At 67.3% G+C, this 19,136-nt stretch carries 17 protein-coding genes and 1 tRNA gene; 4 read left to right on the top strand and 14 right to left on the bottom strand.

Features of this window, described 5'->3' with window-relative positions; all coding sequences use genetic code 11:
* Positions 1-2: 2 nt before the first annotated feature.
* The 5 genes from lptB to NH8B_RS16140 are packed head-to-tail and all read right to left on the bottom strand — an operon-like array spanning position 3 to position 3,312.
* Entirely contained in the window at positions 3-731 is a 729-nt protein-coding gene (lptB, locus tag NH8B_RS16160; protein ID WP_008954913.1) for an LPS export ABC transporter ATP-binding protein, read from the bottom strand.
* Positions 728-1,249: a lipopolysaccharide transport periplasmic protein LptA gene (gene lptA, locus NH8B_RS16155; protein WP_008954914.1), complete on the bottom strand. Its 522-nt coding sequence runs from the start codon at positions 1,247-1,249 to the stop codon at positions 728-730. The genes lptB and lptA overlap by 4 nt, the downstream gene beginning before the upstream one ends.
* On the bottom strand, positions 1,239-1,802 hold the full coding sequence (gene lptC, locus NH8B_RS16150; protein WP_008954915.1) for an LPS export ABC transporter periplasmic protein LptC: 564 nt from the start codon (positions 1,800-1,802) through the stop codon (positions 1,239-1,241). Before lptC ends, lptA begins: the two co-directional genes overlap by 11 nt.
* On the bottom strand, positions 1,799-2,323 hold the full coding sequence (kdsC, locus tag NH8B_RS16145; RefSeq protein ID WP_014088220.1) for a 3-deoxy-manno-octulosonate-8-phosphatase KdsC: 525 nt from the start codon (positions 2,321-2,323) through the stop codon (positions 1,799-1,801). The genes lptC and kdsC overlap by 4 nt, the downstream gene beginning before the upstream one ends.
* A gap of 8 nt (positions 2,324-2,331) precedes the next feature.
* Positions 2,332-3,312: a KpsF/GutQ family sugar-phosphate isomerase gene (locus NH8B_RS16140; protein ID WP_008954917.1), complete on the bottom strand. Its 981-nt coding sequence runs from the start codon at positions 3,310-3,312 to the stop codon at positions 2,332-2,334.
* Positions 3,313-3,419: 107 nt separating this feature from the next.
* Here NH8B_RS16140 and NH8B_RS16135 point away from each other — a divergent pair, with 107 nt between their 5' ends.
* Positions 3,420-5,387, top strand: coding sequence for a monovalent cation:proton antiporter family protein (locus NH8B_RS16135; protein WP_041703059.1), 1,968 nt, complete (start codon positions 3,420-3,422; stop codon positions 5,385-5,387).
* Between the two features lie 249 nt (positions 5,388-5,636).
* On the opposite strand, the gene NH8B_RS16130 is transcribed toward NH8B_RS16135, so the two are convergent.
* The 4 genes from NH8B_RS16130 to NH8B_RS16115 form a co-directional block, all read right to left on the bottom strand.
* Positions 5,637-7,790, bottom strand: coding sequence for an AsmA family protein (locus NH8B_RS16130; RefSeq protein WP_014088218.1), 2,154 nt, complete (start codon positions 7,788-7,790; stop codon positions 5,637-5,639).
* A gap of 60 nt (positions 7,791-7,850) precedes the next feature.
* A tRNA-Gly gene (locus NH8B_RS16125) sits at positions 7,851-7,924 on the bottom strand.
* An 84-nt stretch (positions 7,925-8,008) separates the two neighbouring features.
* Entirely contained in the window at positions 8,009-8,719 is a 711-nt protein-coding gene (locus NH8B_RS16120) for a Crp/Fnr family transcriptional regulator (protein WP_232503487.1), read from the bottom strand.
* Between the two features lie 163 nt (positions 8,720-8,882).
* The gene (locus NH8B_RS16115; RefSeq protein ID WP_014088216.1) at positions 8,883-9,791 is read right to left on the bottom strand and encodes a LysR family transcriptional regulator; all 909 of its coding nucleotides are present in this window, start codon (positions 9,789-9,791) and stop codon (positions 8,883-8,885) included.
* Positions 9,792-10,136: 345 nt separating this feature from the next.
* On the opposite strand from NH8B_RS16115, the gene NH8B_RS16110 reads away from it, so the two are divergent.
* Positions 10,137-11,630, top strand: coding sequence for an acetyl-CoA hydrolase/transferase family protein (locus NH8B_RS16110; protein WP_014088215.1), 1,494 nt, complete (start codon positions 10,137-10,139; stop codon positions 11,628-11,630).
* Positions 11,631-11,680: 50 nt separating this feature from the next.
* Here the strand turns inward: NH8B_RS16110 and NH8B_RS16105 are convergent, their stop codons facing one another.
* The 4 genes from NH8B_RS16105 to NH8B_RS16090 all read right to left on the bottom strand — a co-directional run bounded on the left by NH8B_RS16105 (position 11,681) and on the right by NH8B_RS16090 (position 15,608).
* The gene (locus tag NH8B_RS16105) at positions 11,681-12,496 is read right to left on the bottom strand and encodes an ABC transporter permease (protein WP_051002171.1); all 816 of its coding nucleotides are present in this window, start codon (positions 12,494-12,496) and stop codon (positions 11,681-11,683) included.
* Positions 12,493-13,425 (bottom strand): ABC transporter ATP-binding protein, encoded by a 933-nt coding sequence (locus NH8B_RS16100; RefSeq protein ID WP_014088213.1) that lies wholly within the window; start codon positions 13,423-13,425, stop codon positions 12,493-12,495. The genes NH8B_RS16105 and NH8B_RS16100 overlap by 4 nt, the downstream gene beginning before the upstream one ends.
* Entirely contained in the window at positions 13,422-14,567 is a 1,146-nt protein-coding gene (locus NH8B_RS16095) for an ABC transporter permease (RefSeq protein ID WP_014088212.1), read from the bottom strand. Before NH8B_RS16095 ends, NH8B_RS16100 begins: the two co-directional genes overlap by 4 nt.
* Before the next feature lie 114 nt (positions 14,568-14,681).
* A complete protein-coding gene (locus NH8B_RS16090) occupies positions 14,682-15,608 on the bottom strand; it encodes a glycine betaine ABC transporter substrate-binding protein OsmF (protein ID WP_014088211.1) in 927 nt (308 codons plus the stop codon).
* 297 nt (positions 15,609-15,905) lie between these two features.
* On the opposite strand from NH8B_RS16090, the gene NH8B_RS16085 reads away from it, so the two are divergent.
* A complete protein-coding gene (locus tag NH8B_RS16085; RefSeq protein ID WP_008954927.1) occupies positions 15,906-16,223 on the top strand; it encodes a DUF190 domain-containing protein in 318 nt (105 codons plus the stop codon).
* Positions 16,224-16,244: 21 nt separating this feature from the next.
* Here the strand turns inward: NH8B_RS16085 and fusA are convergent, their stop codons facing one another.
* Complete coding sequence (gene fusA, locus NH8B_RS16080) at positions 16,245-18,368, bottom strand: elongation factor G (RefSeq protein ID WP_014088210.1); 2,124 nt, start codon at positions 18,366-18,368, stop codon at positions 16,245-16,247.
* Between the two features lie 224 nt (positions 18,369-18,592).
* On the opposite strand from fusA, the gene NH8B_RS16075 reads away from it, so the two are divergent.
* Positions 18,593-19,006 carry a hypothetical protein gene (locus NH8B_RS16075; protein WP_014088209.1) on the top strand — a complete coding sequence of 138 codons (414 nt, stop codon included), beginning with the start codon at positions 18,593-18,595 and terminating at the stop codon, positions 19,004-19,006.
* Positions 19,007-19,136: the final 130 nt, after the last annotated feature.

Here is a 19,136-nt window from a genome sequence, read left to right as displayed (position 1 = left end):
GGTTACAGGTGGAAATGTTCGCCCAGGTAGACCTGGCGAACTTTTTCATTGTCGACGAGGGCCTGCGGTTTGCCGGAGGCCAGCACGGCGCCGTCGCTGATGATGTAGGCGCGGTCGCAGATGCGCAGCGTTTCGCGCACGTTGTGGTCGGTGATCAGCACGCCGATGCCGCGCTCCTTGAGGAAGGAGATGATCTTCTGGATGTCGATCACGGCGATCGGGTCGACCCCGGCGAATGGTTCGTCGAGCAGGATGAAGCGCGGGCGGGTGGCCAGCACGCGGGCGATCTCGACGCGGCGGCGCTCACCGCCGGACAGGGCCAGCGCGTTGCTTTCCCGGAGGTGGGCGATGTTGAGGTCGTCCAGCAGCAGCGTCAGTTCCTGTTCCAGCTCCTCGCCCTTGAGGCCGGCGATCTCGAGGATGGCGCGGACGTTTTCGTCCACCGTCATCTTGCGGAAGATCGATGCTTCCTGCGGCAGGTAGCCGAGCCCGAGGCGGGCGCGCTGGTGCATCGGGAAGTGGGTGATGTCCTGCTGGTCGAGCTGGATGCGGCCGTCGTCGGCGCTGACCAGGCCGACGATCATGTAGAAGCTGGTGGTTTTGCCGGCGCCGTTGGGTCCCAGGAGGCCGATCACCTCGCCGCTTTCGATGTTGAGCGAGACGTCCTTGACCACGGTGCGCTTCTTGAAGCGCTTCTTCAGCCCGGTGACGTTCAGTACGCTGGCGTTCATGGCTGCTGTCCGGTGGTTTGCGGTTGCAGGATGACGGTGATGCGGCCCTTGTTGGGACCGGTGGCGGCGCCGCCCTTGACCTGGTAGGTCTGGCTCTGGGTGTTGTAGGTGATGACGTCGCCGATCACCAGGTCTTCGCCGCGCTTGACGCGGGCGTTGCCGGTGAGCACGGCGGTGTTGGTGATGCCGGTGTAGTCGAGGCGGCTGGCCTGGCCTTCGATGTATTCGTCCTTGCCGTCCATCTTCTGGCGGAAGGTGACCACCTTGCCGGTGGCCTGCACCGTCTGGTTGCCCTTGTCGTCGCGGGTGACGACGACGCGGTCGGCGTTGACGCGCAGCGTGCCCTGCGTCACCACGACGTTGCCTTCCCACACGGTGTGGCCTTTGAGCTGGTCGAGGGTGCCGCTGTTGGCGTTGATTTCGATCGGTTTGCTCTGGTCGGCTTTTTCCGCCAGAGCGGCCGTGGCGCTGCACAGTCCGGCCAGCACGGCCAGCGTCAGGGTGAATTTATTTCGCATAGACGACCCTTGCATTCGAGAGCAGTTTCAGCAGGCCGGCGCGCTGGTCGTAGGTGAAGCCGACCGAACGGGCTACCGACGTGCCGTAATGGATGGTGACCGGGGCCGCGGAGCGGGCCAGACGCTTGTCGAGGTCGACGTACATCACCGAGGTGTCGACGCGGGTTTCCGGGCGCTGCGCGTCGGCCGGCTTGAACAGCGTCACCTGGCGGTCGAAGAAGGCCTGGCGGGTCTTGTTGTTGTAACGGCCGGTCTGGCCGCGCACGTCGTACTGCAGCACGCCGGCGGCGAAGACCTGCAGCGTGGGGGCGTCGAAGAACAGGTCGTCCTTGCCCGGGTACTGCCACATGCGCTGGGCGCTGAGCTGGTCTTGTACCTTGCCGGTGGTGTCGTAGCGTAGGGCGGTGAAGTGCTCGGCGACGAATTCGGGCTTGTTCGGGTCGAGCGCGCGCGTCTCCGGCGTCCAGCGCGAGATCTGGTCGAGCCAGAACGTCAAGAGGCCGGTCAGGGCCAGGAGGACGATGGGAAACAGCCGCTGGGCGCGCAGGATCATGCCAGGTACCTGTTCATCACCTCATCGAAGCTGCCCTGGGCCTGCATGATGAGCTCGGAGAGTTCGCGCACCGCGCCCTGGCCGCCGCCGAAGCCGGTGACGTAGTGGGCGTTCTGGCGCACCAGGCTGGGGGCGTCGGGCACCGCCACGGCGAGGCCGACGCGGCGCATCACCGGCAGGTCGACCACATCGTCGCCGATGTAGGCGCAGGCGTCGGCGGCGACGCCGGCCTGGGCGAGCAGGGTCTGAAATGCACCGACCTTGTTCTCGACGCCCTGGAAGTAGTAGTCGATGCCCAGCCCGCGCGCGCGGTGCTCGACGCAGCGCGCGGCGCGGCCGGTGATGATGGCGAGCTTGACGCCGGTGCTCTGCAGCATTTTCAGGCCGTGGCCGTCGAGGGTGTTGAAGGCCTTGATTTCTTCGCCGTCCGGGGTGAAAAAGATGCGGCCGTCGGTGAGGACGCCGTCGACGTCCATGATCAGGAGTTGCACCTTGCGGGCGAGTTCGTGAATCGTTTGCATGCGTGTCCTTATACGATCCGGGCCTGGAGCAGGTCGTGCATGTTGAGCGCGCCGACCAGGTGGCCGGCGTCGTCGACGACCAGCAGGCCGTTGACCTTGTGGGTTTCCATCAGCTTGACCGCTTCCGAGGCCAGCCGTTCGGCGCTGATGGTGCGCGGCTGGCGGAACATCACGTCGTCGATGGCGAGGCCGGAGAGGTCGAGGGTCTTGTCCAGGGTGCGGCGCAGGTCGCCGTCGGTGAAGATGCCGACCAGGTTGGCCGAAGCGTCGACCACCGCGGTCATGCCGAGCCCCTTGCGGGTCATTTCCAGCAGGGCGTCCTTGAGCGTGGTGCCGCTTTGCACCACCGGCAGGGTGTCGCCGGCGTGCATCAGGTCGCGCACGTGCACCAGCAGGCGCCGTCCCAAGCTGCCGCCGGGGTGCGACAGCGCGAAGTCTTCCTCGCGGAACGAGCGCGCCTCCAGCAGCGTGACCGCCAGCGCGTCGCCCAGCGCCAGCGCCGCGGTGGTGCTGGAGGTGGGCGCCAGGCCGAGCGGGCAGGCCTCCATCTCGACCGCGGCGTCGAGGTGGATGTCGGCTTCGCGCGCCAGCGTGGAGTCGGGGCGGCCGGTCATGGCGATCAGGGTGATGTCCTTGCGCTTGAGCGCGGGCAGGAGCGCGATGACCTCGTCGCTCTCGCCGGAGTTGGACAGCGCCAGCAGCACATCGCCGTCGGTGATCATGCCGAGGTCGCCGTGGGCGGCCTCGGCGGGGTGCACGAAGAACGCCGGGGTGCCGGTGCTGGCCAGGGTGGCGGCGATCTTGCGGCCGATGTGGCCGGACTTGCCGATGCCGGTGACGACCAGGCGGCCGGCGCAGGCGAGGATGGCGTCGATGGCCGCGAGGAAGGCGCCGTCGAGCCGGGCGCGGAGCGCGAGGATGGCGTCGGCCTCGATCTCGAGCACCCGTTGCGCCTGTTCCAGACGCTCATGCTGTACTGTCTTGTTCATAAGGTGAAAGTATATCAAGGTTATAATCCGAATAGTCGCGGCCTGGTGCATCTTTTGCTTGGGCGCGTTTGGCCAACCCCTTCACCGCCCCGGAAAGTCCATCCTCGATGCATTCGCTTGCGCCCATTGTCCTCGTGTTGTTGAGCGCCGTCCTCGCCGTCACCCTGTGCCGAACCCTCAAGGTGCCGCCGATGTTGGGCTATCTGGTGGTGGGCTTCCTGGCGGGGCCGGGGGTGATGCAGCTGATTCCGGACGGCGAGGAGACGGCCTTCCTGGGTGAGATCGGCATCGTGTTCATGATGTTCTCGATCGGGCTGGAATTTTCCCTGCCCAAGCTCAGGGCGATGCGCCAGCTGGTGTTCGGCGTGGGCCTGGCGCAGGTGCTGGCGACCCTGCTGCTGATCGCCGGCGTGATCGGCGCGCTGTTCGATTCCGTGCTGGCGGGCTTTGCCGTGGGCGGGGCGCTGGCGATGTCGTCCACCGCGATCGTCAGCAAGCTGTTGACCGAGCGCCTGGAGCTCAACCAGCCGCACGGCCAGCTGGCGATCGGCGTGCTGCTGTTCCAGGACCTGGCGGTGGTGCCGCTGCTGATCCTGCTGCCGGCCTTCGCCGGCGGCAGCGCCACGCTGGGCATGGATCTCGGCCTGGCGGCGCTGAAGGTGGTGGCGGTGATGGCGCTGTTGCTGTCCTTCGGCCAACGTCTGATGCGGCCGTGGTTCCACCTGGTGGCGCGGCAGCGTTCGGGCGAGCTGTTCATGATCAACGTGCTGTTGGTGACGCTGGGGGTGGCCTACCTCACCGAGCTGTCCGGGCTGAGCCTGGCGTTGGGGGCCTTCGTCGCCGGCATGTTGATCTCGGAGACCGAATACCGCTACCAGGTGGAAGAGGACATCAAGCCGTTCCGCGACATCCTGTTGGGCTTCTTCTTCATCACCGTCGGCATGCGCGTGCAGTTGCCGGTGCTGTACACCCATGCCGGCGAAGTGCTGCTGCTGGTGGCGCTGTTGGTGCCGGTCAAGCTCGGCATCGTGTTCGGGCTGGCGCGTGCCTTCGGCCACAAGGCCAACGACGCCATGCGCGGCGCGCTGGCGCTGGCGCAGGGTGGCGAATTCGGCTTCGTGCTGCTGGCGCTGTCGGGCAAGCTCGGGCTGATCGGGGCGCAGACCGAGCAGGCCGCCATCGCCGCGATCCTGCTGTCGATGCTGGTGGCGCCGTTCCTGATCCTGCACGGCGACAAGATCACCCGCCGCCTGATCAAGCAGGACTGGATGATGCAGGCGCTGAACCTGCACCAGATGCTGGTGGAGAGCATGTCGAAGAGCGATCACGTGCTGATCTGCGGCTACGGCCGCAGCGGCCAGGTGCTGGCGCGCCTGCTGGAAACCGAATCGATTCCGTTCTTCGCACTCGACCTCGACCCGGACCGGGTGCGCGAGGCAGGCGAGGCGGGCGACCCGGTGGTGTTCGGCGACGCCGGCAAGAAGGAGGTGCTGATCGCCGCCGGCCTGATGCGCGCCAAGGCGGTGGTGGTGACCTTCGCCGATACCCACGCCGCCTTGCGCATCCTCAACATGGTGCAGTCCTTGCGCAGCGACCTGCCGGTGATCGTGCGCACCGTCGACGACAGCGACATGGACGTGCTGCGCCGCGCCGGCGCCGACGAGGTGGTGGCCGAGGTGATGGAGGGCAGCCTGATGCTCGCGACCCAGGCGCTGATGGTGACCGGGGTGCCGCTGAGCCGCGTGCTGCGCCGCATCCGCGCGGTGCGCGAGGAGCGCTACAGCCTGTTCAAGGGCTTCTTCCGCGGCGCCAGCGACGACGCCGAGGGGCTGGACGAGGCGCAGTTGCCGCGCCTCTTGAGCATCCAGGTGTGCGCCGGGGCGGCGGCCATCGGCCATTCGCTGGGCGAGATCAGGCTGGACGATCTGGGGGTGGAGCTGAAGGCGGTGCGCCGTCACCACATCCGCCGCAGCGAGGTCGACCCGGAGTTCGAGGTGATGCAGGACGACGTGCTGGTGGTGCTGGGCACGCCGGAGCAGCTGGCGCTGGCGGAGACGCGCGTGCTGCAGGGCTGAGCGCTGGCGGATAAAGCGACGGCACCGCCTCGGCCAGGTCCTGTGCCGTGCCGCGTGCCATGGGGGCGGCTGCGCCTGGTCGAATCAGTCCGGCTGGAACCGGCCGGGCGGCGCTCGCGACGACGGCGTTGACGCGCGCCGAGGCTGCCGGCCTCGGCTTCGGCCAACCTTTGCGGCGAATGGAAGGCGGGGTACGGGGGCAAAAAAGGCCGCAACGGTTTATCCGGTGCGGCCTTTGTCTTGCCATCGTTACGGCAGGATGGTGGTGATCTGCTTCTTCAACTGCTGCTTCAGCGCGTCCTGCTTCTCGCTCTCGGTCTTCTTGCCCTTGACCATGGCGTTGAAGTCGAGCGCGTACACCGGCGAGTTGATCGGCCCGGTGATCTTGAGCGGCACGTTGACGCCTTTGAGCCGGCTGAACTCGTGCGGGTTGGCCTGCACGTCGAGGGTGTAGTCGATGATGCTCTGGATCAGGTCGAGCTTGCCGCCGCCGCTGACGTTGACCAGTTGCGATGCCAGCTTCAGATCCTGGTTGCGCGCCACGCCCTGTTCCAGTTGCAGGCTGGCCGACAGCGTGGAGAAGGTGGTCTTCTGGTTGGGGTTGGCCGCCCCGTTCCACTGCTTGAGCTCCGAGGGCAGGTTCTTCAGCGCCGCCACCAGGTCGATGCCGCTCAGCGCCCCCTTATTGAGACTCATCGCCACCGTACCGCTCATGGTGTTGCGCAGCTCGGCGAACGAGGTGCCCTGCGCCCGGACGTCCACCTCGCCGCTGCCGACGCCGTCCAGCCGGCTGAAGTTGAACAGGTCGAGCAACAGCGGACGGATGTGCATGGCGTTGAGCTTCTGCTTCAGTTCCAGCTTCGGCTTCTGTTCGCGCTGCAGCCGCACGCTGCCCTCCAGGCGCCCCTGGTAGATGCTGGCGCTCAGCTGGTCCAGCGCCAGCTGCTGCGGCGTGGCCAGCACGCTGGCGGTAACATCGTTGACGCGGAAGCGGCCGAAGGCCAGTTCGCCGATGGTGACCTTGCCGCTCAGGTCAACGTAGTCGAGCCAGTCGAGCGGGATCGGCCGGGTGTCCTGGAACAGCGCCACCGCGGCGTTGTCCTTGCTCTCCGGCAGGTAGCGGTTGAGGTCGAGCTTGCCGATGGTGACGGTGGCCTCGTGGCGCGGTTTGAGGAAGCCGTACTGGCTCACCGTGATCGCCATGTCCGAGCCGTCCAGCGTGCCGGCCACGCGCAGATTGAGCTGGTCGTCGTCGAGGGTGCCGTCGAGCGCGCCGTCCATCTTGGCGACCAGCTGGCCGCGCGGCAGCAGCGGGGTGACCACCTGCGCCATCAGCGACAAGGGCTGCATGCGGATCTGGTTCATGCCCAGCAGGGTGAACGGGGCGTTCAGCTTGAGGTTGATGCGCTGGCGGCCGACGCTCCAGCTGAAGTCGCCCGCCATGTGGTCGGCGTTGAGACCGGCCTCGTCGAGCTTGACGTTGTCGAAGCGGGCCACGGCTTCGTAGTGGGTCTGGCCGTAGCTCAGCTGGCCGTCGAGGGTGGCCAGCGGCGTGGTGATTTCCTTGAAGCTGGCGCTGAACGCCGGCACGCGCAGGGTGAAGCCGCTCTTGGGGTTGTCGCTGCTCAGGGTCAGCGCCAGCTGTTCGCCGGTGGCCTGCAGGGCGGCGAAATTGAGGCGCAGCAGGCCGTTGGCGTTGAGCTTGCTTTCGCCCAGCCCCTCCACTTCGGACATCACCACCGCCTGCAGCTGGCTCAGCGTGACCTGGTCGTCCTGGATCGTCAGCGGCGTCTCCAGCGCCAGCCGCAGCGGACGCCTGCCGCCGCTGAGCAGGGCGCCGACGCTGAGGTGGGCGTCGCCGCGCAGGCCGTCGGCATCCAGGCTGAGCGTGTTCAGGGTCTGGTGGTGCTGGGTCGATTCGTCGAGATAATCGAGTTCGCTCTCGCGCAGGCGCAGCGTGTCGAGCTTGACGCGGAAGCGGCCGGTATCGCGCCGCTGGAACAGGTCGGCGATGGACAGGCTGCTGTCGGGGTGGCGCACCACCTGCATCTTGAGTCCGTCGACGCGCAGCTTGCTCACCTCGAGTTCGCCAAACAGCAGCGGCAGCCAGGCCAGGCGCGCTTCCAGATGGTCGACGGTGATGGCAGGGGTGGCGTTGCCGGGTTGGCTGATGTCGATGCGGTCGATGTCGAGGCCGGGGAAGGGCAGCACGTGCGGCTTGATCGCGCCGCGGACGGTGACGTTGCGGTGTTGTTCCTGCAGCACGCGGCCCAGCGTTTCGCGCACGGCGTGTTCGTCGAACTTCCAGAAGATCAGCGATTGCACCACGACCAGCAAGGTCAGCAGCGCGAGGAGACTATAGACGGTAATGCGGAGCCAAAGCCGGCCGGAGTTCCATTTCATGCGTTCTGCTCGGTGGGGGCCTGGGCGTCATCGAGTGACTGGGCGGCAAAGGACGTGTCGTGGAGCGGGTGAAGGGAATCGAACCCTCGTCGTAAGCTTGGGAAGCTTCTGCTCTACCATTGAGCTACACCCGCGCACTTGCTTTGAGCGTGCGAATGTAGCCGGTTTTGCCAGGCTTGGCAAGCTGAATCAGGACGCAGGGGAGTGCGGATTCCCGTTCAAACGGTCAGCACTCGTGGCGTTGACAGGGGCAGGTTGCGCGCCGGCACCGGCGCCAACAGCTCCATCTGTTGTCGATCGAGTATGTGTATGTGCTTTCCTGATACCGATATCACGCCGGTATCCGAAAGCTCTCGTAGCACCCGGGAGAAGGTTTCCGGCGTCAAGCTGAGTCGTGAGGCGATCAAGTTCTTGTTGGACAGCAGCTCCACGGTGTCGGCATCGTTCTGCCGGCTGCTCTGTCTTATCAGAAATTGGACCATCCTCTGCTTGGCCGAGAAGAGGCTGTAACTCTCGATATCGGCCATCAGGGTGTAGAACTGCCTTCCCATGCAGGTCATGATCTCGCGCGCAAAGGAAAAATTTTCCTGTGCAATTTGCATAATCGGTTCTGGCCGGGTCAGCAGCAGCATGGCGTCATCGGTTGTCAGCGCGTTGGTCAGGAAAGGCTTGTTCAACAGCATTTCACCGATGCCGAAACACTTGTTGCTATCCAGGAGCGCGACGACCTTTTCCCCTCCGTTCAGAAACAGGCAGGTCAGGGATACTTGGCCATAGACAATCCAGTACACGCCGTGGGAAACATCTCCGCGCTGAACGACCGTCGTGTCTTTCTTGAGCCTGATGCATTTTGTGGCGGCAGCCACCCGCTCGAGCTGTGCGTTATCCAAGGCTTGATAAAGCGAGGCGTGGGTCAGGATGCCCTTCAAGTTGTGCTCAGAATATGACATGCAATCACCCCCCCCCTTGCCGATGCAAAATTTCCCATTTGCAACTCTGACACCGACTCGACGGTAGGCTGTTGATCACGATCAAATCGGGTGGATTTCTGGCAACAGACAGGATGATCAAGGTCTTTCTGTGTGGGAAGTGCTACTCCGGCCGCGCCGGCGCGTGCTGCCGTTTCTCGCGCGCCAGCGCGACAAAATGCGCCAAGGCCACCGAGTGCTGGTCCTGCCGGTAGGCAATGCCGATCGGCGCGGCGGGAACGGGGGCCGTGATCGGCACGTAGCGGACGCCTTCGGTGCGGATTTGGCTTACGGAACGGGGCACAAGCGATATGCCGAAACCGGCGTCGATCATGGGGACAATCGAGGCAATCTGCGGCGCCTCCTGCCCGAGCCGGGGGCTGAAGCCGGCCTGGTGAAACGCCGAGATCAGGTTGTCGTAGAGCCCCGGGCTGATCGCGCGCGGAAACAGGATGAAGGTTTCCTCCGCCAGCGCGGACAGCGGCAGCGCTGCCTGCCGACTCAAGCGGTGCGCCGCGGGCAGCGCCACCAGCATGTCCTCTTCCACCAGCAACTGGGTGTTCAGGCCGTCCGCGCCGCCGATCGGCGGGCGCACGAAGGCGACGTCGATCTCGCCGCTGCGCAGTCCTTCCACCAGCAGCGCCGTGTTGCTTTGCTCCGGCAGCAGCTGCACCCCGGGGTAGCGGGCGCGGTAATCGCGGATCAGCGCCGTCACCTCCGGCTGGAAATAGGTGGCGCCGGCAAAGCCGATGCGGATGCGGCCGGCTTCTCCCCGCGAGAAGCGCTGGACGCTGTTTTTGGCGCGCTCGACCTGCTCCAGGATGGCGCGGGCATCGCTCAGGAACGACGCCCCGGCTTCGGTCAGTTCCACCTTGCGCGTGAGACGCCGGAACAAGGGTGTGCCGAGTTCCTGTTCGAGCTGGCGGATCTGCTGGCTCAGCGGGGGTTGCTGGATGCCAAGACGTTCGGCGGCGCGGGTGAAATTCTGTTCCTCGGCGATGGCGATGAAATAGCGCAGATGACGGAGTTCCATGAGGGGCGGGGTCCTGGGCTGGGCGGGTCGGGTTACAGCGTTAACCATATATTTTAAATATGGAAATGGCAATTTCAATATATTGGATGTGTGCGATCCGGATGGCTACACTGCTCCGCAGACAGTTGGCGCACACCGCCTGGCGCACGGCGCTGCCGGTGGGGCAAGGGGCCCATCCGGCGCCTTGGCCGGCATGCGCCGATGCCGGTGCCGTGAGCGCCGTGCGACTGTCTGGCCGCGGGCTTCGCCATAACAACACTTCATGCGATGCCGCGCGGCGCATCGGCGCCACGACCCGGGGTGGGGCGGGCGCCGGCAACACAGCCCATGAGGAGACAGCAAGGAATGTATCAAGACCGTATTCGTATGCGCGCGCTCAAGGATCGCGTCATGAGCGCCGACGAGGCCGCCACGCTGGTGCAGGATGGCATGGTGGTCGGCATGAGCGGGTTCACCCGCGCCGGCGACGCCAAGGACATGCCGGTGGCCCTGGCCAAGCGGGCCCGGAAGCAGCCGATGAAGATCACCCTGATCACCGGCGCCTCGCTCGGGCACGATTCGGACAAGGCGCTCACCGAGGCCGGTCTGCTGGCGCGGCGGCTGCCGTTCCAGGTGGACGCCACGTTGCGCTCGGCCATCAACCGCGGCGAGGTGATGTTCGTCGACCAGCACCTGTCCGAGACCGTGGAGTTCCTGCGCGCCGGGCAGTTCGGCCGGCTCGACGTCGCGGTGATCGAGGCGGTGGCGATCAGCGAGGACGGCAGCATCGTGCCGAGCTCGTCGGTCGGCAACTCCGCGAGCTTCGCGATCCTGGCGGACAAGGTCATCGTCGAGATCAACCTGGCGCAGCCGGTCGAGTTCGAGGGCATGCACGACATCTGGATTCCGGGTCATCGTCCGCACCGCGAGCCGCTGCCCATCGTCAACGTCTCGGATCGCGTGGGACGTACCACGGTCAAGATTCCGCCGGAGAAGATCGCCGCCATCATCATCACCGACACGCCGGACAGCGCCTCCACGGTGCAGCCGGCCGACGCGGAAACCCAGGCCATCGCCAATCACCTGATCGAGTTTTTCACCCACGAGGTCAAGCGCGGGCGGATGCCGGCGCGCCTGCCGGCGATCCAGTCCGGCATCGGCACCATCGCCAACGCGGTGCTGACGGGGTTCTTGCAGTCGCCGTTCGAGCACCTGACGATGTATTCCGAGGTGCTGCAGGATTCCACCTTCGAGCTGATGGACGCGGGCAAGCTGGATTTTGCCTCCGGTTCGTCGATTACCGTGTCGCAGCCGATGCAGCAGCGGGTGTTCCAGAACCTGGCACGCTACCGCGACAAGCTGGTGCTGCGGCCGCAGGAGGTGAGCAACCATCCCGAGGTGATCCGTCGTCTCGGCCTGATCGCACTCAATACCGCGCTGGAGGCGGACATCTACGGCAACGTCAATTCCACCCACGTCTACGGCACGCACATGATGAATGGCATCGGCGGCTCCGGCGATTTCGCGCGCAACGCCTCCCTGGCGATTTTCGCCACCAAGTCGGTGGCCAAGGGCGGCAAGGTGTCGAGCATCGTGCCGATGGTGCCGCACGTGGATCACAACGAGCACGACGTCGACCTCATCGTCACGGAACAAGGACTGGCCGACCTGCGCACGCTGGCGCCGCGTGAACGAGTCAAGCTGATCGTGGAGAACTGCGCGCATCCGGCCTACCGCGACCTGCTGCGCGACTACTACCAGGACGCCCTGAAATACGGCGGCCAGACCCCGCACGCGCTGGAGCGCGCCTACGAGATGCATATCCGCTTGCGCGACAGCGGTTCGATGCTGCCCCGGTGAGGGCGGCGGCGCGTTGACCATCGCGCGGGGCGCGGCGCTTTCCTGTCGTGTCAGTGTCCTGCGCTCGGTGGCGGGGCGGTCTCGGCCGCGGCGCCTTCCGTCGGCTGCCAGGCGCTCAGGCGCCGTTGCAGGCGCTCGAACAGCTGGTCGCAGCAGATGGCCAGCAGCGCCACCAGTACCGCGCCCTGGATCACGTAGGCGGTATTGAAGCCGCTCAGGCCGACGATGATGGGCGAGCCCAGGGTCTTGGCGCCCACCGTCGAGGCGATGGTGGCGGTGCCGATGTTGATCACCACCGAGGTGCGCACGCCGGCCAGGATCACCGGGGCGGCCAGCGGCAACTCCACCCGCCACAGCGCCTGCCAGGGGGCGAACCCCAGTCCCTGCGCCACGTCGCGCGTCGCCGCCGGCACCGCGTCGAGCCCGGCCAGGGTGCCCTGGGCGATCGGCAGCACGCCGTACAGCACCAGGGCGATCAGCGCCGGCGCTTCGCCGAAGCCGATCAGCGGCGCCGCCACCGCCAGCACCGCGACCGGCGGGAAAGACTGGCTCATCGCCAGCAGCGATTCCAACAGCGGCCGGAACGCCCGGCCGGCGGGGCGGCAGACCGCGAGGCCGAGCACGGTCCCCGCCACGATGGCGACGGCGCTGGACGCCGCCACCAGCGAGACGTGGGCCAGCACCAGCGCGGCGAAACTGTCCTGCTGGTAGATGGGGCGGTCCAGTTCGGGAAACAGCGCGGCGAACAGCGGGCGCAAGGCCGGCATGCCGAAGGTGAGCGCCAGCAGCGCGGCAAGGCTGCACGACAACGGCGTGCATGCCCACCGTCGCAGGGTCTTCGGCCAACCTTGGGGCGGTCTGTTCATGGTGCCGGCGGCAGCAGGTCGGCAAAGTGCAGCGTGCCCGCCGGGCGCCCCTGCGCGTCGATCACCGGCAGCCGCTCCACGCCGCGCGTGACGAAGGCGGACAGCGCCTCGCGCAGCGTGGCCCCGGTCGCGATCGGCTCGCCCGCCGCCGCTTCGCCCGGCCGGGCGCGTGCCGCCACGCGTTCCAGCGCCAACAGCTTGATGCCGATGTCGCTGCGGCCGATGAAATCGCGCACCGCGTCGCTGGCCGGGCGGGTCAGCAGTTCCAGCGGACTGCCCTGCTGCACGATGCGGCCCCGCTCCAGCAGCACGATGCGTTGCGCCAGGCCGAGCGCCTCGTCGATGTCGTGGGTCACCAGCACGATGGTCTTACCCGACAGCGCGTGGATGCGCCGCAGCTCGTCCTGCAGCGCGGCGCGCGTCACCGGGTCGAGCGCGCCGAACGGCTCGTCCATCAATAGCACGTCGGGGTCGGCGGCGAGCGCCCGCGCCACGCCGACGCGCTGCTGCTGGCCGCCGGACAGCTGGTGCGGAAAGCGCCGGCGATACTGCTCGGGCTCCAGGTGCAGCAAGGTCAGCAGTTCGGTGACGCGGTCGCGGATGCGCGGCTTCGGCCAGTTCAGCAGCTGCGGCACCGTGGCGATGTTCTGCTCCACCGTCCAGTGCGGGAACAGCCCGATCGACTGGATGGCGTAGCCCATGCGCCGGCGCAGGGTTTCCGGGCGAAAGCGCCGCACGTCCTCGCCGGCGAAACGCAGCGTGCCGCTGTCGTACTCCACCAGGCGGTTGATCATCTTCAGCGTGGTGGACTTGCCCGACCCCGAGGTGCCGATCAGCACGGCGAGCTCCCCCTGCGGAATCACCAGGTCCAGCGCGTCCACCGCGCGCTGGCCGTCGAAGGACTTGCTCACCTGGGCAAACTCGATCATCGCGGGCCGACCTCCAGCAGCGACAGCAGCAGCTTGAACAACGCATCCACGGCGACCGCCAGCACCACCACCGGGATCACCCCCAGCAACACCAGGTCGAGCGCGCTGCCCGACAGGCCCTGGAACATGATGGCGCCGAAACCGCCGGCGCCGATCAGGGCGGCGAGCTGGGCCAGCCCCACCGCCTGGATCGCGGTCACGCGCAGGCCGGAGATCAGCACCGGCAGGGCCAGCGGCAGCTCGACGCGCCGCCAGCGCTGCCCGGCGCTGAGCCCCATGCCGCGCGCGGCCTCCAGCACGCCGTCCGGAATCTGCTGCAGCCCCGCCAGCGTGCTGCGCGCCATCGGCAGCAAGCCGTACAGGGTCAGCGCCAGCAAGGCCGGCGGCAAGCCGATGCCGGCCAGGCCCGAACCGGGCAGCAGCCGGCCCAGCGCGGCGAGCGGTGCGATCAACAGCCCGAACAGGGCGAGCGAGGGGACGGTCTGGACCATGTTGAGCGCGGCGAACAACACGCCCCGGGCGCGTGGCCGGCGGAATGCCCACAGCCCCAGCGCCGCACCGCCCACCCCGGCCGGCAGCAGCGTCAGTCCCACCAGCTGCAGATGGCGCCCCAGCGCTTCGTCGAAGCTGTCGCGGTGATTGGCGTATTCCTTGAGCAGTGACAGCGCCTCCAGCCGGCCCGACAGCAACAGCGCCAGCAGCGGAAGGAAGAACGCGAGCTGCGCCAGCGCCAGGCGGCCGCCGGCGCCGCCGAGGTGGCGCAAGGCGTCGTTGGCGAGCAGCGTGCCCAGGATGAACAAGGCCCAGTAGCCGCCGCCGAGCGAGGTACGCGCCAGCGTGTCGGCCCCGCCGCCGAGCCGGGCCGCCTCGACGCCGGCCAGTGCGGTGAGGGCGGCGAGCCACAGGCTGGCGGCGCTAGCCAGCAGCACGCTGCAGCCGCGCTGGGGCGGCAGCCACGGCGCCGCCAGCAAGGGCAAGGCGGGCAGCAACAGCAGCAGGCGGGGGCCGTGGAGCAGCGTCGAGAGCAGGATGCCGTGGCCGCTGAGCAGCCGGTTGGGGGCGTGGCTGAGCAGCGGCAGGGTCCAGGCCGCGAGCAGCATCAGGCCGACCAGCAGCAGCGGCACGGGGTTACGGACGGCCATGCCGGATCCCGGTTTGCCCCGGGCCTATTATCCCGGTCGGCGGACCAGTCAACGCCGCGCGGGTGGCGCCCAGGCTCGCGTGGCGCAGGCGTCGCCACCGGATGACAGGAGCGCTTATTTTACGAAGCCTTTGCTCTTGAGATAGCTGGCGGCCACCTTGCGCGCATCCTGCCCCTCGATGGCGATCTGGCCGTTGAGCTTCTGCAGCGTCGCGCCGTCGAGCGACAGGAACACCGGCTTGAGCAGCTCGCGCACCTTGGGGTACTTGCCTAGGGCTTCGCTGCGGATGATCGGGGTGGGGGCGTAGATCGGCTGCACCCCGCGCACGTCGTCCAGCGTCACCAGGCCGAGTGCGGCGACCGGGCCGTCGGTGCCGTAGGCCATGGCGGCGTTCACCCCCGAGGTCTTTTCCGCCGCCGCCTTGATGGTGACCGAGGTGTCGCCGCCGGCCAGGGTCAGCAACTGGTCCTGCTTCAGCTTGAAGCCGTAGGCCTGCTCGAAGGCGGGCAGGGCGTCGGGCCGTTCGATGAATTCGGCCGAGGCCGCCAGCTTGAAGTTGCCGCCCTTGCTGATCCATTGTCCCAGGTCGGCCAGGGTCTTGAGCTTGTTGGCGCTGGCGACGTCCTTGCGGATGGCGATGGCCCAGGTGTTGTTGGCCGGCGACGGCGTCAGCCAGACGATGCGGTTCTTCTCGAAATCCAGCGCCTTGACCCGCTCGTAGCCGGCCTTGGCGTTTTTCCACACCGGATTCTTTTCGTCGCTGAAGAAGAAGGCGCCGTTGCCGGTGTACTCGGGGTAGATGTCCACCTCGCCCGAGGTGATGGCCTCGCGGATCACCTTGGTGTTGCCCAGTTGCAGGCGGTTGACCGTCTTGATGCCGTGGGCCTCGAGCGTCTGCAGGATGAGGTTGCCGAGCAGCGAGCCTTCGGTATCGATCTTGGAGCCGACGCGCAGTCCTTCCGCCGCCGGGCTGTGCGCCGACCAGAGCATGCCCGCCAGGGCGAGGGCGGCGCAGCGGCGCAGCGTGGTGCGAGATGACATGGTGTTCCCCTTGGATGGACGATGGTTGTTCGATGTTGCGTGTTCCCGGCGGGCACGTTCGGCTGCCGGCATCTTTGCGGACAGGTCTCGCCGGGATGGCGTCGGTGATGCTATTAAGAGTAAGAAACGGAATCCGCCATTGCCAGGAAGGCGCATGACTTGGGCAATGACGATGGGGCGCCGCCATTGCCTCCGGTAAGGATTTGACGTGCGGCCTATACTCGTAGGGGCCGCCGGCCAAGGCCGGCGGGTTGCCGTTTGTCTGGCCGATCGGCCACAGCAAAAGGAGGAACGGTGATGATCGGCTACCAGTTGTCATTCTTTACCGTGCAAGACCGTCTGCATGGCCGCCGCGCACTGGCGCAGTGGCTGCTCGACGAGGCCCGTCACCTCGGTATCCGGGGTGCCACCCTGCTGTCCGCGGCGGAGGGCTTCGGCCACGCCCGGCGTCTGCACTCGTCGCGCTTCTTCGAACTGGCCGACCAGCCGCTGGAGATCACCATGGCGGTGACGGCGGAAGAGGCCGACTGTTTCTTCGCCCGGCTGCGCGAAGAAAACCTGCGCATCTTCTACATCAAGACCCCGATCGAGTTCGGCGTGACCGGCGAGGAGTGAGGCCGCGCCGGCGACGGCCTCTCAGCCGCGTCCCGGCAGCGTCCGCCCCATGCCGCTCACCAGCGCCTGCTGCAGCGCTGCCGGCACCGGGGCGTAGTGGTGGAACTCCATGCTGTAGGTGGCGCGGCCCTGGGTCAGCGAGCGCAGCGCGGTGGAGTAGCCGAACATCTCCGCCAGCGGCACCTCGGCGCGGATGCTCTTGCCGCTGCCGCCGGGCAGGTCGTCCATGCCCTGGATCACGCCGCGCCGGCCGGTGAGGTCGCCCATGACGTCCCCCATTTTCTCCTCCGGGGTTTCCACGTCCACCGCCATCACCGGTTCCAGCAGCTCCGGCCCGGCCTGGCGCAGGCCGTCGCGCAGGGCCTGGGCGGCGGCGATCTTGAAGGCGTTCTCGCTGGAGTCGACGTCATGGTAGGAGCCGAACACCAACGATGCCTTGACGTCGACCACCGGGTAGCCGGCCAGCACGCCGTTGGCCAGCGCCTCGACGATGCCTTTCTGCACCGCCGGGATGAATTCGCGCGGGATCACCCCGCCCTTGATGGCGTCGGCGAACTCGAAGCCGGCGCCGCGCGGGCGCGGCTCCAGCTTCAGCACCACGTGGCCGTACTGGCCGTGGCCGCCGGACTGGCGGATGAACTTGCCCTCGACCTCGGGGCTGGCGCGGGCGATGGTCTCGCGATACGCCACCTGCGGCTGGCCGACGCTGGCGCTGACGCCAAACTCGCGGCGCAGCCGGTCGACCAGGATTTCCAGGTGCAGCTCACCCATGCCGGAGATGATGGTCTGGCCCGATTCCTCGTCGCTGTAGACGTGGAACGAGGGGTCTTCCTGCGCCAGCCGCTGCAGCGCCAGCGCCATCTTCTCCTGGTCGGCCTTGGTCTTGGGCTCCACCGCCTGGGCGATGACCGGTTCGGGAAACACGATGCGCTCCAGCGCGACCACGGCGTCCGGGCTCGACAGCGTGTCGCCGGTGGTGACTTCCTTGAGGCCGACAGCGGCGACGATGTCGCCGGCCATCACCTCCTTCACCTCCTCGCGGTGGTTGGCGTGCATCTGCAGCAGCCGGCCGATGCGCTCCTTCTTGTCGCGCGCCAGGTTGTAGACGCTGTCGCCGGAGCGCAGCAGGCCGGAATAGACGCGCAGGAAGGTGAGCTGGCCGACGTAGGGGTCGGTCATGATCTTGAAGGCGAGCGCGGCGAAGGGCTCGTCGTCGCGGGCGTGGCGCGTCACCGGCTGTTCCCTGGCGTCGACGCCGCTGACCGGCGGAATCTCGAGGGGGGAGGGCAGGTAGTCGATCACGGCGTCGAGCAGCGCCTGCACGCCGCGGTTCTTGAACGCCGAGCCGCACAGCAGCGGCACGATCTCGCCGCGGATGGTGAGCTGGCGCAGCCCCTGGCGGATCTCGTCTTCGGCCAACGTGCCGCGCTCGAGGTAGCGGTTGGTTAGCTCCTCGCTGGCTTCGGCGGCGGCCTCGATCATCTTGTCGCGCCAGCGCTCGGCCTCGGCGCGCAGCGCCGGCGGAATCCCGCGCTCGTCGAATTTCACCCCCTGGCTGGCGTCGTCCCAGACGATGAGGCGCATCTTCACCAGGTCGATCACGCCGTGGAAGGCGTCTTCGCTGCCGAACGGCAGCTGGATCGGCACGGCGCGCCCGTTCAGGCGTTCGCGAATCTGGCGCTGCACGCGGAAGAAGTCGGCACCGACGCGGTCCATCTTGTTGACGAAGGCCAGGCGCGGCACGTGGTACTTGTTGGCCTGGCGCCACACCGTCTCGGACTGCGGCTGCACTCCGCCCACCGCGTCGTACAGCATCACCGCCCCGTCCAGCACGCGCAGCGAGCGTTCCACCTCGATGGTGAAGTCGACGTGGCCCGGGGTGTCGATGATGTTGATGCGGTGCTGCGGGTACTGCCCGGCCATGCCCTTCCAGAAGCAGGTGGTGGCGGCCGAGGTGATGGTGATGCCGCGCTCCTGCTCCTGCGCCATCCAGTCCATCACCGCCGCGCCTTCGTGCACCTCGCCCATCTTGTGGCTGACCCCGGTGTAGAACAGGATGCGCTCGGTGGTGGTGGTCTTGCCGGCGTCGATGTGGGCGCTGATGCCGATGTTGCGATAGCGTTCGAGGGGCGTTTGCCGCGACATGGTGCGTTCCTCGCTGGGGTTGGCGGATAGGGGCCTGACGGGCGCGTGGCGTGGGCGGACGGCGCACCAGGGGAACCATGACGCCGCTGCCGGCGACTAAGCGGTTCGTAGGTGCGTGTGGTGACCGACGCGGTCTTGCCGCCGGACGCGCTTGTATTGAGTGTAGTTTCCCTGTCCGGGGCTGGCGGGCCGTTTGTGTTCAACTGCCATAGGAGAAACAAATCATGACGAACAGGCAGAAAAGCGTACTGGCGGTGGTGATGATGGCCTGGCTGGGCAGCGCTCCGGCCTGGGCCGACACGACGGCCCTGCCCAAGGTGCAGACCCAGGGCGAGGCGAGCTTCGTCAGCGGCGGCATCGGCGACGACGAACTGGCGGCGATGCACGAGGCGCGCCGCGACTACAACCTGCAACTGCTGTTTGCCGCCAAGGGCAGCGGCGAGTACCTGTCGTCGGTCGCGGTGGTGGTCAAGAACGCCCACGGCGACACCGTGCTCGATACCGTCGCGGACGGGCCGCTGCTCTATGCCAAGCTGCCCCGTGGCCAGTATCAGGTCAGCGCCCGCTACCAGGAGCAGGTGCAGAACCGCAAGGTACGGCTGGGCGGCGGCGCCACCAGCCTGTCGTTCTACTGGTAGTGCCACGGGTGTGACGCGGGGGGCGGCCTTGCCGTCCTCCGGCGGATACCGCCTCCTTCCTGTTTCCGGCAACTTGGATCCACCGGGGCTCACCTGAACCGCGGCGTGGCGCCAGGGGTGCCTTTTCATT

Origin of the sequence: Pseudogulbenkiania sp. NH8B (assembly GCF_000283535.1) — a bacterium.
GTDB classification, from domain to species: Bacteria; Pseudomonadota; Gammaproteobacteria; order Burkholderiales; family Chromobacteriaceae; genus Pseudogulbenkiania; species Pseudogulbenkiania ferrooxidans.
This window is presented reverse-complemented; position numbering and strand designations above follow the sequence as displayed.

Excerpts from the sequence above, each read along its gene's own strand:
- NH8B_RS16100 (WP_014088213.1), bottom strand. The coding sequence starts at position 13,425 with ATGATCGAGTTTGCCCAGGTGAGCAAGTCCTTCGACGGCCAGCGCGCG.
- NH8B_RS16130 (WP_014088218.1), bottom strand. The coding sequence starts at position 7,790 with ATGAAATGGAACTCCGGCCGGCTTTGGCTCCGCATTACCGTCTATAGT.
- NH8B_RS16140 (WP_008954917.1), bottom strand. The coding sequence starts at position 3,312 with ATGAACAAGACAGTACAGCATGAGCGTCTGGAACAGGCGCAACGGGTG.
- NH8B_RS16090 (WP_014088211.1), bottom strand. The coding sequence starts at position 15,608 with ATGTCATCTCGCACCACGCTGCGCCGCTGCGCCGCCCTCGCCCTGGCG.
- NH8B_RS16095 (WP_014088212.1), bottom strand. The coding sequence starts at position 14,567 with ATGGCCGTCCGTAACCCCGTGCCGCTGCTGCTGGTCGGCCTGATGCTG.
- NH8B_RS16110 (WP_014088215.1), top strand. The coding sequence starts at position 10,137 with ATGTATCAAGACCGTATTCGTATGCGCGCGCTCAAGGATCGCGTCATG.
- lptC (WP_008954915.1), bottom strand. The coding sequence starts at position 1,802 with ATGATCCTGCGCGCCCAGCGGCTGTTTCCCATCGTCCTCCTGGCCCTG.
- NH8B_RS16075 (WP_014088209.1), top strand. The coding sequence starts at position 18,593 with ATGACGAACAGGCAGAAAAGCGTACTGGCGGTGGTGATGATGGCCTGG.
- NH8B_RS16085 (WP_008954927.1), top strand. The coding sequence starts at position 15,906 with ATGATCGGCTACCAGTTGTCATTCTTTACCGTGCAAGACCGTCTGCAT.
- NH8B_RS16135 (WP_041703059.1), top strand. The coding sequence starts at position 3,420 with ATGCATTCGCTTGCGCCCATTGTCCTCGTGTTGTTGAGCGCCGTCCTC.
- NH8B_RS16115 (WP_014088216.1), bottom strand. The coding sequence starts at position 9,791 with ATGGAACTCCGTCATCTGCGCTATTTCATCGCCATCGCCGAGGAACAG.
- lptB (WP_008954913.1), bottom strand. The coding sequence starts at position 731 with ATGAACGCCAGCGTACTGAACGTCACCGGGCTGAAGAAGCGCTTCAAG.
- fusA (WP_014088210.1), bottom strand. The coding sequence starts at position 18,368 with ATGTCGCGGCAAACGCCCCTCGAACGCTATCGCAACATCGGCATCAGC.
- kdsC (WP_014088220.1), bottom strand. The coding sequence starts at position 2,323 with ATGCAAACGATTCACGAACTCGCCCGCAAGGTGCAACTCCTGATCATG.
- lptA (WP_008954914.1), bottom strand. The coding sequence starts at position 1,249 with ATGCGAAATAAATTCACCCTGACGCTGGCCGTGCTGGCCGGACTGTGC.
- NH8B_RS16105 (WP_051002171.1), bottom strand. The coding sequence starts at position 12,496 with ATGAACAGACCGCCCCAAGGTTGGCCGAAGACCCTGCGACGGTGGGCA.